The following is a 13,563-nucleotide window of genomic DNA, read 5'->3' as shown; positions in this document are numbered from 1 at the left end:
CAACATTCTTCGTCATCCCTGCGGAAGCAGGAATCCGGTGCATTTGACGGGCGAGAATGAAGAAAACGGACGACGCCTTGCGACTCTGGACTCCGCCTACGCGGGAATGACGGATAGAAATGCGGGAGTGATAGGGAGAGATGTGGGGATGACCGAGTGAAAAGACATAGGGGCGGCTATTCATGCCGCCCTTACGAATGTGCGAATCAAATGCAAATTTGGGAGGATTTGAGATAAATGCCTAAGACAATGTTCGAGAAGATTTGGGAGAGCCATGTGGTGCATCAGGAAGCCGGGCAGCCGACTATCCTGTATGTTGACTTGCATCTTGTCCACGAGGTTACTTCGCCGCAGGCGTTCGACGGGCTGCGCATGGCTGGACGCAAAGTGCGCCGCACCGACCTGACAGTCGCCACGGCTGACCACAATACGCCCACTTGGGACTTGTCCCTGCCCATCACCGACCCCATCGCAAAGGCGCAGCTGGACGCGCTCGACAGGAACTGCGAAGAGTTCGGCGTGCCGCTGTACGACAGGTTCAGCCCGCTGCAGGGCATCGTCCACGTCATAGGTCCCGAGCAAGGGTACACGCAGCCGGGCAAAGTCATCGTCTGCGGCGACAGCCACACATCCACGCACGGCGCGTTCGGCGCGTTCGCCATCGGCATCGGCACATCCGAAGTTGAGCATGTTCTCGCCACGCAGACGCTGCGGCAGTTCAAGCCCAAGACGATGGAAATTCGCGTCAATGGCAAGCTGCCCAACGGCGTTACCGCGAAGGATGTCGTGCTCAGCATCATCGGCAAGATTGGCGTCGCCGGCGCGACGGGCCATGTCATCGAATACACCGGCGAAGCGATTCGGTCGTTGTCGATGGAAGGGCGCATGACCGTGTGCAATATGTCTATCGAAGGCGGCGGTCGAGCGGGTATGATCGCGCCGGACGACACGACATTCGAGTACATGCGCGGTCGTGCGCAGGTACCTCAAGGCGCCGATTTCGAAGCCGCTATCGAAGAATGGCGCAAACTCGCCACCGACGAAGGCGCCGAATACGACAGCCTCGTGGAGATTGACGGCGCCGCGCTCGAACCGCATGTAACCTGGGGCACGAACCCAGGCATGGTCGCGCCGATAACGAGCCGCGTGCCAGACCCGAATTCGTACGACGACGCCGGCGAAAAGGAATCCGCCGAGCGTGCATTGCAGTATATGGGGCTAGAACCCGACACGCCAATGGAGGACATCCGCCTAGACCGCGTGTTCATCGGCTCATGCACGAACTCGCGCATAGACGACCTGCGCGCCGCCGCCGAGATAGCGCGCGGACGCAAGGTAAATGACAATGTGTATGCGATGGTCGTGCCCGGTTCTGCCGCCATCAAGCAGCAAGCCGAAGAAGAAGGCTTGGACGCCATATTCAAAGACGCCGGCTTCGACTGGCGCGTCGCCGGCTGCTCCATGTGTCTCGGAATGAACCCAGACATCCTGGAACCGGGCGAGCGCTGCGCGTCCACATCCAACCGCAACTTCGAGGGCAGGCAAGGCAAGGGCGGCCGAACGCACCTAGTCAGCCCGGAAATGGCAGCGGCAGCGGCAATCGCGGGCCACTTCGTGGACATCCGAGAGTGGTAGTGGCGTTACGCTGAACCATTGGAGGATGAGCGAGTGAGTATCAGACAGCGCAGCATCTCATCACGAGAGCTGCTTCCGCATATAGAGGGCTTGTACGCGCTGATGTACCTGCCCGTGCTAATTGCGGGGACGGCTTTCATGCTGTGGTACGAACTCACTCGCAAGGCGGCGGCAAACGGCCATGCCGCCGCCGATTCGGTGTATGCTATTATCATAGATGTTGGATATGTGGCAGTAGCGGACGCCGGTGTTACATTTGGCGTTGTAGAAGGGGGCGCTGCGATTATGGTGCTTGCAAGACGCTGGCTTGAGCGACAAGAGCAGAAGGGATTCGAGCAAGGTTTGGAGCAAGGGCTGGAACAAGGTTTGGAGCAGGGTAGGGAGCAGGGAATAGAACGAGGCGAGTCCAGGCGGCAAAGGGAATGGGAAGGCTGGAATGACCGCCGCTTGCAGGCGCAAGAAGAAGGGCGTGATTTCAATGAGCCGCCGCCGCGTATTGACAACGAAAACAGCGATGACAGCTAAGGATCCCTGCGATTATGATACTTGCAAGGCGTTGGCTTGAACGGCTTGAACGGGAAGAAGCTAAGAAAAACCATGAACTGGCCATAGATAAGGCCTTTGAACAGAGCAGCAAGTATGGCGAAGCGATGGGTGAGATGAGAGTGCAGTTGAAGTGGGAAGGCTGGAACTACCGCCGTCTGTTAGCGAAAGCAGAAGGGCGCGATTTCAATGAGCCGCCGCCAAGCCTGGACGATGACGAATAGGATTACCGCCGAATGCGTGTGAGGATTGCGGTTTGTGCGCCAATTGCGCTGGTTGTCTTGCTCATTGTGTCGATGGCTTGCGGCGCCGGTTCGCCCGAACAGGAAGGCGAGCGACTCTTCGCCGACAACTGCGCGCGCTGCCACGGAGCGGTGGCGGACGGCACGAACTTGGGACCGCCACTCGTGCACCGCATCTACGAGCCGGGACACCACGCCGACTTCACCTTCTACAACGCGGTCAAGAATGGCGTCGTATCGCACCACTGGGACTTCGGCGACATGCCGCCCGTAGCCGGTCTGTCCGAGGACGATGTAACGCAGATTATCGCCTATGTCAGAGGCTTACAACGTGAGGGCGGTATTATCAGATAAGTACAAGCCAGAGTAAAAGGGTGGATGAGCGTGTATATGGCATATCTGCTCCCATCCTAGCCCTGCCCAATTGGGGAAGGGACAATTGAGCGACGATGATTACCAAACAGTTGGCAGTAGTGAGGAATAACAACTATGGATGCATTCGTAAAGCATGAGGGCGTTGTGGCGCCGCTGAACCGGGTCAATGTTGACACCGACCAGATTATCCCCAAGCAGTTCCTGAAGCGCATCGAGCGCACCGGCTTCGGCCAGTTCGCGTTCAACGACTGGCGCTTCAATGAAGACGGCACGCACAAGCCTGACTTTATCCTGAACAAGCCCGGTTACGAAAACTCGTCCATCCTCGTGGCGGGGCGCAACTTTGGCTCCGGCTCTTCGCGCGAACACGCCCCCTGGGCGTTGCAAGACTACGGCTTCCGCTGCATCATCGCGCCGAGCTTCGCCGACATATTCTTCAGCAACTGCTTCCAGAACGGGTTGCTGCCGGTCGTCCTGCCCGAGGACATCGTGGAGCGCATTCTGGAAAAAGCGGAAAGCACACCCGGCTACACGCTGAATGTCGATCTTGACGGGCAGCGTGTCTGGGACAATGACGAGGAAATTTCAGCGACCTTCGAGATTGAGGCGTTCCGCCGCTACCTGCTGCTCAACGGGCTGGACGACATCGGGCTGACGCTGGAACAGGAAGACGCCATATCGTCGTTCGAGGCCGGTCGCAGTCCGCACGGCGGTACGCTTACTGTTGGGCGATAACGCGGGCGGTAACGCAGACAACAAGAGCAACGCCGCGCGAGAACGCTAATGCCCATTCCCGACGCCGCCCCCATCGTAGTCGCGCCTACGCCTACGCCATTCGGCGCGGACGATACGGTGGACTACGCCGCGCTCGAACGCAACATCGGGCGCTGGCTAAGCACGCCGCTGTCTGGCTTTGTGCTGACTACGGCAAACGGCGAAGAACTGGCGCTCAGCGAGGCGGAGCGCATCGAAATCGTGCGTGTCGCAGCATCAGCGCACGGCGGGCTGCGCTTCACCATAGCGGGCATCGATAACCCGTCCACGCGCGAAACGCTACGGCTGGCGGAATGCTACGCCGCAGCGGGCACCGATATGGTGCGAGTTCGCGTGCCGCGCGGCATCCCCGACAGTGCGGTCGAAAGCTACTTCGGCGAGGTTACGCGCCATTCGCCATTGCCTATCGTGGTGATACACCAGACATTCAGCGGGCAGCCCGCCGCCTCCCCGGAGACGCTGGGCACCGTCTGCGCTATGGATAATGTCGCGGGCTACATCACCGACCACGACATCCGCTTCGAAGGGTATGTGCGCGCCGAAGTGCCGGACGATATGCGCTTTTGGATATGCAACGGCGGCTTGCTAGCGTATGGCGCACTGATGGGCGCAAACGGCGCGTGCATGTGGCTGGGCAACATCGCGCCGGCGTTGTGCATCGACATTATGACGCACGGCATACGCGGCGAGTTCTCGGAGGCGCGGCGCTTGCAAGAATCGGCATCGAAGCTAGACCGTGTGATAATCCAATACGGCACGCCCGGCGTAAAAGAGGCGCTGCGTCTGCTGGGCTATGAAGGCATGATGCCGCGTATGCCGATGGTACCTGTCGATGTGGATGCTTCCGAGCGCATTCGCCTGGCGTTGGTGGAGGAAGGGTTGCTCTAATGCGGCATAGTCGTGATTATGCGGATGTGTTGCGAAATCTAAATGCGTTGACTACGGGCAGGCTTGTTTCCGCACAGCGATATTAGACCCTTCACTTCGTTTAGGGTAACAACCGAAATGCCCTGGGAGTTTCCCGATCCATGGCTGGCATGGGTAGGTATTTGATTAACGGTGCTTCGGCAGTTTTCCCTTGTCATTCCGAACGAAGTGAGGAATCTACAATCTCCGACTACGAATAGCCTTGTCTTACCACAAGAATTTTAGATTCATCACTCCGCTGCGCTGCGTTCAGAATGACAGAATGAATAGGTTTTGTACTGAAATCACCCTTGACCTACCCCTATCAGCCCATCCATGTAGGAACGAACTCTTGCGAGTTCGCCGCCATATCGAGCAGTGTCGCGTAGGGGCTACGCCATCAGCCGGATCAGTCAAACATCGCGGTGTTCTGCGGCGGCGAAGGCTGTTCTTCTTGTTGGCGGCGGGCTATTCGGCGAACCCCGCTGGAGACGAAGCCTTGCAGCGCGTTTGCTTCTCGGGTGATGGCGGCGCGGAAGTATGAGCTGTACTCGCCCATGTTACGGAACTTCTTGTAGCGGTCTTTCAGCAGGCTGCGACCGGACTTCGACTGTAATTCTGCGATCTCTTGCAGCAGGACACGCCTCAGCTGCCTCGCCGCTTCCGCCGGATCGGTGTGCGCGCCACCGGGCGGTTCCTGCACCAACAGGTCAACTATGCCGTATTCTCGGCAGTCGTGCGCAGTGAGCTTCAGCGATTCGGCGACTTCTTCCGCGCGTCCCTCGTCCTGGTATATCAGCTCCGCCGCGCCTTCGGGCGAGATGGTGGAGTAAATCGCGTTCTCCATCATCAGCACCCTGTCCGCGACGCCGAACGCCAGCGCCGCCTCGCTGCCGCCTTCGCCTATGACCACGGCGATGGTTGGCATGCGGTTGCCGCTCATGCGGGCGATAGTCGTGGCTATCGCGTTGCCGAGCCCGTGTTGCTCCGACTCTATGCTGACATCTGGCCCCGTGGAATCTAGCAGCGAGACGACCGGAAGCTTGAATTTCTCCGCCATGTCGAACGCGCGCTGCGCCTTGCGGAATCCGCTGGGTGAAATACCTTTGCCATCCGCGCGGCGGCGTTCCTGTCCGATTGCCATAATCGTCTGCGCGCCGAGCTGACCGAAGCCGCAGATTACCGCGTCGTCGTCTGCGCTCGCGCGGTCGCCGTGGATTTCCACGAAGTTGCCGAACACGCTGCGGATATAGTCCGACGAGGTAGGCCTGTCTTCGTGCCGCGCCAACTGCACATAATCCCAAGCGTCCGTCTTGTGCGGCTCGACGGTCTGCGTGCGACTTTTTTCCGCCGATGTGAGCTTGTACTGACGGCCGAGATTATCCAGAATGATGGCGAGCAGGGTGCGCAATTTCGACCGATCAACGATGCCGTCCAGCAGCCCGCTTTGCATCTTCGCCTCTGCGGTCTGCGATAGGGCGGGCAGGGGAGTTTCGGTCGATTCTTGCAGCGCGCGTATCGACGAAAAGCCGACTATCGCCTCCGGTTCCGCGACGATGATGTCCGCGAGACTGGCGAAGCTGGCATAAGTCTGCCCGGTCGCGGGGTTGGCGAGCACCACGATGAACGGCAAGCCCTTGTTGGCGAGCTGCACGGCTGCGATGGACGTCTTCGCCATCTGCATCAGCGACAGCACGCCTTCCTGAAAGCGCGCGCCGCCGCTTGTGATGACCGCGATGACGGGCAGGTTGCGCCGCGCCGCCTGTTCCAGCGCAATCGCAATTTTCTCGCCGACGACGCAGCCCATCGTGCCGCCCATGAAGCCAAAGTCGAGCGCGATCATCATCACCGGACTGCCGCTGATGGAACACCTGCCGGTAACCACCGCCTCCGTGAGTCCGGTGCGGCGCTGGTCGTTGAATATGCGCTGCTTGTACGACCCGCGCGAGGAGAACGACAGCGGGTCAAGCGAAGATATGGAGCGATTTATCTCGCGGAAGCTCTCGGTGTCTGCCAGCGATTCGATGCGTTCGCGCGCGGTCAGGCTGTAGTGAAAGCGGCAGATCGGGCAGACGCGCAGCGTGGCGTACAGGTCTGAGAACGCCATACTCTGGTCGCAGACGAGGCATATTTCGCGGACAGGCGGCTCCGACTGTCCGTTGCGGCTGCTCATCACTGACCCGACGATGCCGGTAAAGTTACGCATCATAGCACGCCCTCCCACACTTGATTGGGGTGGGCATAATTTACTTTAAGCCATGTCATCCATGTCTTAACCCAGGATCTTTCAGTTGTCCCCCTGAACGAAGTGAAGGGTCTAAAATCGCTGTGCGGAAACAAGCCTGTCCGTAATCAACGCGTTTAGATTTCTCGCTTCGCTCGAAATGACATGAATAACCGAAAGATCCTGTGTCTTAACCTTCCCGCTTCAAAGGGGAAGGGACTGGAGGAACGGCAATTATGCACAGCCCCGGCGCATGCGCGGCTACGATACGCAAGGGCAGCCGCTACGCTGTACCAGAGATTATAACATCCCTTGACTTCGCGCCGTCGCTCGCGCTGACCACGCCGCACTCTTCGAGTTCGTCCATCAGCCGTGCGGCGCGAGGATAGCCTATGCGCAGGCGGCGCTGCAGCAGCGATGTGGACAGCTTCTTCTGCGTGCGCGCCAGTTCCACCGCTTTGTCGAACAGCGCGTCTGTCGATGAGGATGCGTCGGGTTCGTCGTCGTCATCTTCGTTCTCGGACACCGGACGCAGGTCAACATCGGGCACCCAGCCGCGTGGTGTCGTCTGCCAGTGGTTGATCAGCCGGTCGATTTCCGTGTCCGAGATGAACGCGCCTTGCGCGCGCAGCGGCCTTGCGGCGTCTCGCGGCAGGTAGAGCATGTCGCCCTTGCCCAGCAACTTCTCTGCGCCGTTTGTGTCCAATATCGTGCGCGAGTCGATGTGCGATGTTACGCCAAAGCTGACGCGGCTGGGGAAGTTCGCCTTGATAAGTCCGGTAACCACATCCACGGACGGTCGCTGCGTGGCAAGAATCAGGTGAATGCCGGTCGCGCGGCCGAGCTGCGCCAGACGGCACAGAGATTGTTCTACGTCGAACGCGGCGGTCATCATCAGGTCTGCGAGTTCGTCCACGACGACCAACAAGAACGGCATCTTGTCGTCGCGCACGCGCTTGTTGTACGCCTCGATGTTGCGCACACCGAGGTCTTCCATTAGCCGGTAGCGGTTCATCATCTCGTTGATGACGCCCTTCAACATACCCACAACCTCGTCAACTTCCACTATGACGGGGCAGAGCAGGTGCGGAATCCCGTTGTACGGTGTGAGTTCGACGCGCTTGGGATCGACCAGCAGCATGCGAAGTTCTGCGGGCGAGCGTTCCATCAGCAGCCCGGCGACGATGGCGTTCAGCGCGACGCTTTTGCCTGCACCGGTCGCGCCGGCGATGAGCAAGTGCGGCATCTTGGCAAGGTCGAGCGCTATGTTCTCGCCGCCGGTGCCCTTGCCCAGCGCAACCGGCAGGTCGGCGTCCTTGCGCAGCTTCCTGTACTCCGGGCTTTCCATAATCGCGCGCAGCGTTACCGGCGCAGGGTCTTCATTGGGGATTTCTATGCCGACCTGCGCCTTGCCCATCACGGGAGTTTCTATGCGAAGGCTGGGCGTGCGCAGCGCGAGCGACAGGTCTTTTTCTCGCGCCAGTATCTTCTGCACGCTGACGCGCGTCTTCACTTCCTGACGCTTTGTAATCTGCTTGCCATTCTGGTCCTTAATCGGGTTGCCGAACTCGTCCTCCATCTTCACATTCTGGTATTTCCGATTCCAGCCCGGGATAATGCCGTACATTGTAACGGTGGGCCCATATTTGATGCTGCCGATTTCCACCTCGATGTCGTAGTCCGCGAGCGCCTGCCGTATGGTCTCCGCTGTCTCGCGTATCTGCTCTTCGGGGATGCCGCGCTCCTGCACGCCTTCGAGCAGCTGTATCGACGGCTTATCCCAATCCGCGCGATTCCTGCCCAGCAACCGCACGGCATAGCTCGCGCGCTCTTCGTCGTCTTCCACCATTTCGGCAGACGACTGGCTGTTCAGGTCTTCGATGTCCTGCATGCCTACAACGAAATTCGCACCGTCATCGTCTTCACCAGCATCTACAGCGGATACTATGCCGTTTATTTCGTCAAGCAGGCTGTCGTCCGCTGAATCGAAATCGGCGAGGTCGTGTCCGTTCGCGTAGCCGTTAGTGTAGCCATTGGCATAGCCGTTCACGTGTTCGCGGTCGAAGTTGTCCGCATCCGCGAGCGCGGCGCCGTTCGCTGTGTTGGCAAAGCCGTAATCGAAGTCTGTGTTCGCTTGCATCTCGGTGTCCTCTCGTTCTGGTAGTCCTAGATAATCGGCAAGATGTCGCGCCACCTCGCTGTCGTCCAACGCGCCTTCGTCCTCCGTGGAGGCGATCGCCTCTGCGAACTTGGAGCGCGGGCGTGCAGAGTCGTCGTCCGAATAAGGGCTGTGGTGTGTGTCATAGGAATTGGCGAATTCGCTGTTCGCTTGTTCGTCGTAGGATGCGGCGCCATCGGCGGCGTCTTGCGCCTCTTCAGGGTCGCGCGGCTTGCGCTTGAACAGGCTTGCGATGCCCTTGCCCGCGAGCGCGAGTGCGACAAGCCCGAATGTGAATATCCTGCCGAGGATTACGGCGAAAAACAGCAGGGATGCCGGCGATATGACGAGCAGTGTTAGCGCCGCCAAGCCGCCAAGCCGCAGTACGCGCTGCCACAGCGCCGATCCCGCGATTGCTTCGCCGACGAGACCGCCGAGCGACACATAGCCGCCCAGCGTGAACGGCGCGAGCGTGCCATTCATCGGCCGGAACAGCGACAGCACGCCGAAAGTCAGCACGACCATCAGCGCGGACGCCAGCCATGCCTTGACGTGGCGGAACAGGCGCGGCTGGAATATCAGAGTGGCGATGAGTGCCGCTGTCCATAAGCCTAGCGGCACGATGCCGAGTCCCAGCATCTCTATGGTGGCTTTTTGCGCTGTCCAGAACGCGTTTGCGATTTCGTCTCTGAACCAGAAGATTGCCGCGCCGACGGCGATGAACGGGATTGCGAGCAGTTCGTACCAAGTAACCTTCGCAATCAAGCGCATTAGTTTGGACGAAGCGCCGCGCGGTTTGTCAGGCGCGTTAGTGGTGCTTTTTGCCATATATTTCTGACCTCACCTGATAAGACGAGAGAATGTCTCAGGGCAAGCGGGTCAGACTTGGCGTAGATGCGGCAGGCGGCACAAATGCGTGGCGCTCGGAAGCGATGCAGTCCTAGATGTAGTCGATGACTGTTAGAACGGTAGGACGCCTGCCGGTCTCTTTGTGCAAAAACTTGGAGATTGAATCCCTGACCCGATTTCTTGCCTTATCTAAAGTTAAGGCGGATGCGCCCATATCTTCTAGTAGGGTCAGTGCCACTTTTGATGTTTTTTGAAAAAATTCTAATCTTTCGTTCAACTCCACATAGCCGTACGCGGCGACTTCCGGATCGGTCAGGACTTCGCCAGTGGCTGCGCTTATCGTGGCGGACACGACCACGACGCCGTCCCTGGCAAGCCGCCGCCGTTCTGCGAATACGCTGCTGTCCATATCCCATAATGTCCGCCCATCGACGAACACGGAGCCGGCGACAACCTTATCCACGACCACGCCTTCGTCCGAAGTCAGCGCGAGAACATCGCCGTCATCGAGCACGAATATGTTCTCATCCGGAATGCCCATAGAATGCGCGATAGCCGCGTGCGCCATGAGATGCCGGAATTCGCCTTGCACAGGCATGAAGAAGCGCGGATTGACTATGCTAAGCATCGTCTTCAGCTCTTCTTGGCTGGCGTGTCCGTGCACATGCACAGTTGCGATCCTGCTATAGATGACGTTCGCGCCTTGCCGGAACAGGTTGTCGATGGTCTTGGCGACCGTTAATTCGTTGCCGGGTATGGGCGTCGCCGAAATGACCACCGTATCGCCCGGTTCGACCGTGATGTCGCGGTGCGAGCCGTTGGCGATGCGCACAAGCGCCGATGTCGGTTCGCCCTGACTGCCTGTTGCCATGATTATCACACGGTCGTTGGGCAGCCGCCGCGCTTCGTTCAGCGAGACTAGCGTGTCCGGTGGCGCGTCAAGGTAGCCCATGTTCGTCGCCATCTTGACATTGTTGCTCATGCTGCGCCCGACAACCGTAACCTTGCGGCTGTGTCGCACGGCTGCGTCTATGACCTGCTGAATCCGCGATATGAGCGATGCGAATGTGGCGACTATTACCCTGCCCGGCGCGTCCGCGATAATCTGCTCGAGCGCATCGCCGACGACCTGCTCGGACTCGGTGAATCCTCGCAAATCGGCGTATGTGGAATCCGAGCACAGCAGCAGTGCGCCGTCGTCTCCCGCCAGCCGCGCGATGGAGGCGAGGTCCATAGGCGGACCGACCGCAGGCGTGTGGTCGATCTTGAAATCGCCGGTGTGGATGACAGTGCCGATGGGCGTGGTAACGGCGATGCCAAAGGAGTCCGGTATGGAGTGGGAGACGGGGAAGAACTCAATGAGGAAGCAGCCCAACGTGAAGGGAGAGTGCGGCTCGACGACATTCAGCCGGGACTCTCGGAGGAGACCGCGCTCGCGCAGCTTGGCAGAAATCAGCCCGTGCGCGAACCGCGAAGCATAGACTGGGACATCCAGTTCGGGAAGCACGAAGGGCAAGCCGCCGATGTGGTCTTCGTGTCCGTGCGTGATGAGTATGGCACGCACCTTGTCCCAATTCTCGACAAGGTAAGTAATGTCAGGAATGCCGAGGTCAACGCCCGGCATATTCTCTTCAGGGAATAGCAAGCCGCAGTCGATGACGACAATATCGTCATCGTACTCCAGCGCCATCATATTCTGGCCGATTTCACCCAGCCCGCCGAGAGGAATGACTTTGAGAATAGAGTCTGATGCTTGTGTGATGGTTGCTCCTGATCCGCTAATGCCCTACGAACCCAATTATAACTAAGGTCTTTCGATTATTCATGTCATTTAGAGCGAAGCGAGGAATCTAAACGCGTTTACTATGGACAGGATTGTTTCCGCACAGCGATTTTAGACCCTTCACTTCGTTCAGGGTGACAACCGAAAAGCCTCGGAATTATACCGCACACCGTTGCATCGCAGCATCTCAGTATCTATTGAATCCCTGCCTTCCATCCCTGCGCATCAGCCCACCAAGAACATCAGCCACTACGCCCGCGCAAAAATCTGCACCCGATGCCGATTGCTCTCCGTAACGAACACACGCCCTTCGCCGTCCAGCTTAATGGAAGTGGGCGCCCAGAAGAACTTCTCGATGTGCGAAGATTCCTCGTGCGGGTCGTCGTTGAAGAACTCGATGTCCGGCTCCAAGTTCGCGCCCGCACGCGCCGCCGCCTCTTCGATGTTTATCGCAAGGAAGGCGTCCGCCCACTTCGAGTCTGTCGCTTCGCCGCGGATGTTCTGCACGAAATTGCCTTCGCTGTCGAGCACCTGCACGCGCTCGTTGCCCCAGTCCGCGACATAGATATTGCCGTCGCCGTCTACCGAAACGCTGGCAGGCCTGTGGAACTGGCCGTCGCCGCGCCCGGATTCGCCGAATGCTGCGATGAACTCGCCGTCTGCCGAGAATTTCTGCACGCGGTCGTTGCGCCAGTCCGCGATGTATATGTAGCCTGCCCCGTCGATGGCGATGCCCCACGGCAGGTTGAACTGCCCGTCGCCGTCGCCCTGTGAGCCGAAGCTGCTCAGGAACTGCCCGCCGGCGGTGAACTGCTGTACGCGGTTGTTATGATGGTCAACGACATAGACATTGTCGTCCGCATCAACCGCCAGCCCAGAGGGTCCGTCCAATTCGCCGTCCGCAGAACCTGCTGTGCCCCAACTAGGCAGCGGATTGCCCGCGGAGTCGAAGCGCGCGATTCGGTTGAGGTACTCGCAGGCTACATAAGTATTACCCGCGCTGTCTCGCGCAATCGCCGTGGGCCAGACGAACTCGCCGTCGCCCTCGCCATACTGTCCGAATGTCGTGTAGTAGTTGCTATCGGCGTCATATATGGTAACGCGCAAGCCGCGATTGTCGCCATCGAGCGATCGGCTCACCGTATAGACCTTGCCGTCGCCATCGAAGGTTGTGTCCACCGGATAGTAGAACCCGCGCCCTTCCATGGTCGAAAGCCCGATGGAATGGCTGTACTTCAGGAAGTCCGTCTTCTGTGCAGTAGTCATCGTAGCACCTCGCCGTTCAGCGCTGTCTAATGTAGTCTCAATGCCAAATCTGACGCAATTGCGCCAATCCCAATTCAATCTAAGGACGCCTCCCAAATGCGCGTCATATTCAGCACAAAGCCGGGCAATTCGGGAGCGCCGGAAATCTCGGTTGGCTCGTCCAAAATCTCGACTTCCGCGCCCGGTCGATAGACATGAACACGCGGCGGCGATGACACCGGGTCTATGAGCCAGCCAAGCCGAGCGCCGTTGTCCATATATTCCTGCATCTTGGCTTGGAGCGCACTGAGGCTGTCGGATGTAGAGCGCAGTTCGATAACGAAGTCGGGGCAGATGTGGATGTAGCCGTCTTTCTCTTCCGGTTTCAGCGCATCCAAGCGCGACTGCAGAACCCACGCAGCATCAGGGGAGCGCATCGCGCCATTCGGAAGGCGGAATCCTGTGGATGAGTCGAAGTATTTTCCTCTACCATCCCGCCTTCCCCAAACTGTCAGGTCGGCGCTGATTTCAGAGTTGCGTAAGCCTGTATAGCCGTGTGTTGGTGGCATAACGACGATTTCACCTTCCTCTGTGCGCTCGATACGCAACTCAGGGTTGAGCGCGCTGAACCTGGCGATAGCCTCGTCGTCCATGTATTCAAGCGGTTTGAATTTTACCCAGACGGGTTCGTGTTCGACTACCGTCTGCTGCGGGCGGATGGCTGTCTGCGTCATATCGTCCACCGATTACTGAGGTATAGCAATTGAAGTGTTTGGCACCATCTTCGTGCTTGGCAATTCGCACGAATGCGGGAATGTGGAAATGCGGA

At 58.9% G+C, this 13,563-nt stretch carries 11 protein-coding genes; 6 read left to right on the top strand and 5 right to left on the bottom strand.

Annotated elements, in window-relative coordinates; translation table 11 throughout:
- Window positions 1–237: 237 nt before the first annotated feature.
- The 6 genes from leuC (at window position 238) to F4X57_14445 (ending at window position 4,457) form a co-directional block, all read left to right on the top strand.
- Window positions 238–1,635, top strand: coding sequence for a 3-isopropylmalate dehydratase large subunit (leuC, locus tag F4X57_14470; protein ID MYC08350.1), 1,398 nt, complete (start codon window positions 238–240; stop codon window positions 1,633–1,635).
- Between the two features lie 33 nt (window positions 1,636–1,668).
- Entirely contained in the window at window positions 1,669–2,160 is a 492-nt protein-coding gene (locus F4X57_14465) for a hypothetical protein (GenBank protein MYC08349.1), read from the top strand.
- Between the two features lie 14 nt (window positions 2,161–2,174).
- On the top strand, window positions 2,175–2,402 hold the full coding sequence (locus F4X57_14460; protein MYC08348.1) for a hypothetical protein: 228 nt from the start codon (window positions 2,175–2,177) through the stop codon (window positions 2,400–2,402).
- Between the two features lie 12 nt (window positions 2,403–2,414).
- Window positions 2,415–2,774 (top strand): cytochrome c, encoded by a 360-nt coding sequence (locus F4X57_14455; GenBank protein ID MYC08347.1) that lies wholly within the window; start codon window positions 2,415–2,417, stop codon window positions 2,772–2,774.
- A gap of 135 nt (window positions 2,775–2,909) precedes the next feature.
- Window positions 2,910–3,530: a 3-isopropylmalate dehydratase small subunit gene (gene leuD, locus F4X57_14450; protein ID MYC08346.1), complete on the top strand. Its 621-nt coding sequence runs from the start codon at window positions 2,910–2,912 to the stop codon at window positions 3,528–3,530.
- A 48-nt stretch (window positions 3,531–3,578) separates the two neighbouring features.
- Window positions 3,579–4,457, top strand: a complete 879-nt coding sequence (locus F4X57_14445) for a dihydrodipicolinate synthase family protein (protein MYC08345.1) — start codon at window positions 3,579–3,581, stop codon at window positions 4,455–4,457.
- Between the two features lie 427 nt (window positions 4,458–4,884).
- Here F4X57_14445 and F4X57_14440 read toward each other — a convergent pair whose 3' ends face one another.
- From F4X57_14440 to F4X57_14420, 5 genes are all read right to left on the bottom strand, one after another.
- Entirely contained in the window at window positions 4,885–6,684 is a 1,800-nt protein-coding gene (locus tag F4X57_14440) for an acetyl-CoA carboxylase carboxyl transferase subunit beta (protein MYC08344.1), read from the bottom strand.
- 298 nt (window positions 6,685–6,982) lie between these two features.
- On the bottom strand, window positions 6,983–9,685 hold the full coding sequence (locus F4X57_14435) for a DNA translocase FtsK (GenBank protein ID MYC08343.1): 2,703 nt from the start codon (window positions 9,683–9,685) through the stop codon (window positions 6,983–6,985).
- A gap of 112 nt (window positions 9,686–9,797) precedes the next feature.
- On the bottom strand, window positions 9,798–11,399 hold the full coding sequence (locus F4X57_14430; protein ID MYC08342.1) for a ribonuclease J: 1,602 nt from the start codon (window positions 11,397–11,399) through the stop codon (window positions 9,798–9,800).
- 339 nt (window positions 11,400–11,738) lie between these two features.
- Window positions 11,739–12,755 (bottom strand): hypothetical protein, encoded by a 1,017-nt coding sequence (locus tag F4X57_14425; GenBank protein MYC08341.1) that lies wholly within the window; start codon window positions 12,753–12,755, stop codon window positions 11,739–11,741.
- Window positions 12,756–12,829: 74 nt separating this feature from the next.
- A complete protein-coding gene (locus F4X57_14420) occupies window positions 12,830–13,468 on the bottom strand; it encodes a Uma2 family endonuclease (GenBank protein MYC08340.1) in 639 nt (212 codons plus the stop codon).
- Window positions 13,469–13,563 lie beyond the last annotated feature (95 nt).

This window comes from Chloroflexota bacterium (assembly GCA_009840355.1).
Taxonomy (GTDB): domain Bacteria; phylum Chloroflexota; class Dehalococcoidia; order Lucifugimonadales; family JADFKI01; genus Bin90.
Note: the sequence above shows the minus strand (reverse complement) of the source record. Positions and strands in the feature narration are given on the sequence as shown.

Excerpts from the sequence above, each read along its gene's own strand:
- F4X57_14445 (MYC08345.1), top strand. The coding sequence starts at position 3,579 with ATGCCCATTCCCGACGCCGCCCCCATCGTAGTCGCGCCTACGCCTACG.
- F4X57_14440 (MYC08344.1), bottom strand. The coding sequence starts at position 6,684 with ATGATGCGTAACTTTACCGGCATCGTCGGGTCAGTGATGAGCAGCCGC.
- F4X57_14435 (MYC08343.1), bottom strand. The coding sequence starts at position 9,685 with ATGGCAAAAAGCACCACTAACGCGCCTGACAAACCGCGCGGCGCTTCG.
- leuC (MYC08350.1), top strand. The coding sequence starts at position 238 with ATGCCTAAGACAATGTTCGAGAAGATTTGGGAGAGCCATGTGGTGCAT.
- F4X57_14430 (MYC08342.1), bottom strand. The coding sequence starts at position 11,399 with ATGATGGCGCTGGAGTACGATGACGATATTGTCGTCATCGACTGCGGC.
- F4X57_14460 (MYC08348.1), top strand. The coding sequence starts at position 2,175 with ATGATACTTGCAAGGCGTTGGCTTGAACGGCTTGAACGGGAAGAAGCT.
- F4X57_14455 (MYC08347.1), top strand. The coding sequence starts at position 2,415 with ATGCGTGTGAGGATTGCGGTTTGTGCGCCAATTGCGCTGGTTGTCTTG.
- F4X57_14425 (MYC08341.1), bottom strand. The coding sequence starts at position 12,755 with ATGACTACTGCACAGAAGACGGACTTCCTGAAGTACAGCCATTCCATC.
- leuD (MYC08346.1), top strand. The coding sequence starts at position 2,910 with ATGGATGCATTCGTAAAGCATGAGGGCGTTGTGGCGCCGCTGAACCGG.
- F4X57_14420 (MYC08340.1), bottom strand. The coding sequence starts at position 13,468 with ATGACGCAGACAGCCATCCGCCCGCAGCAGACGGTAGTCGAACACGAA.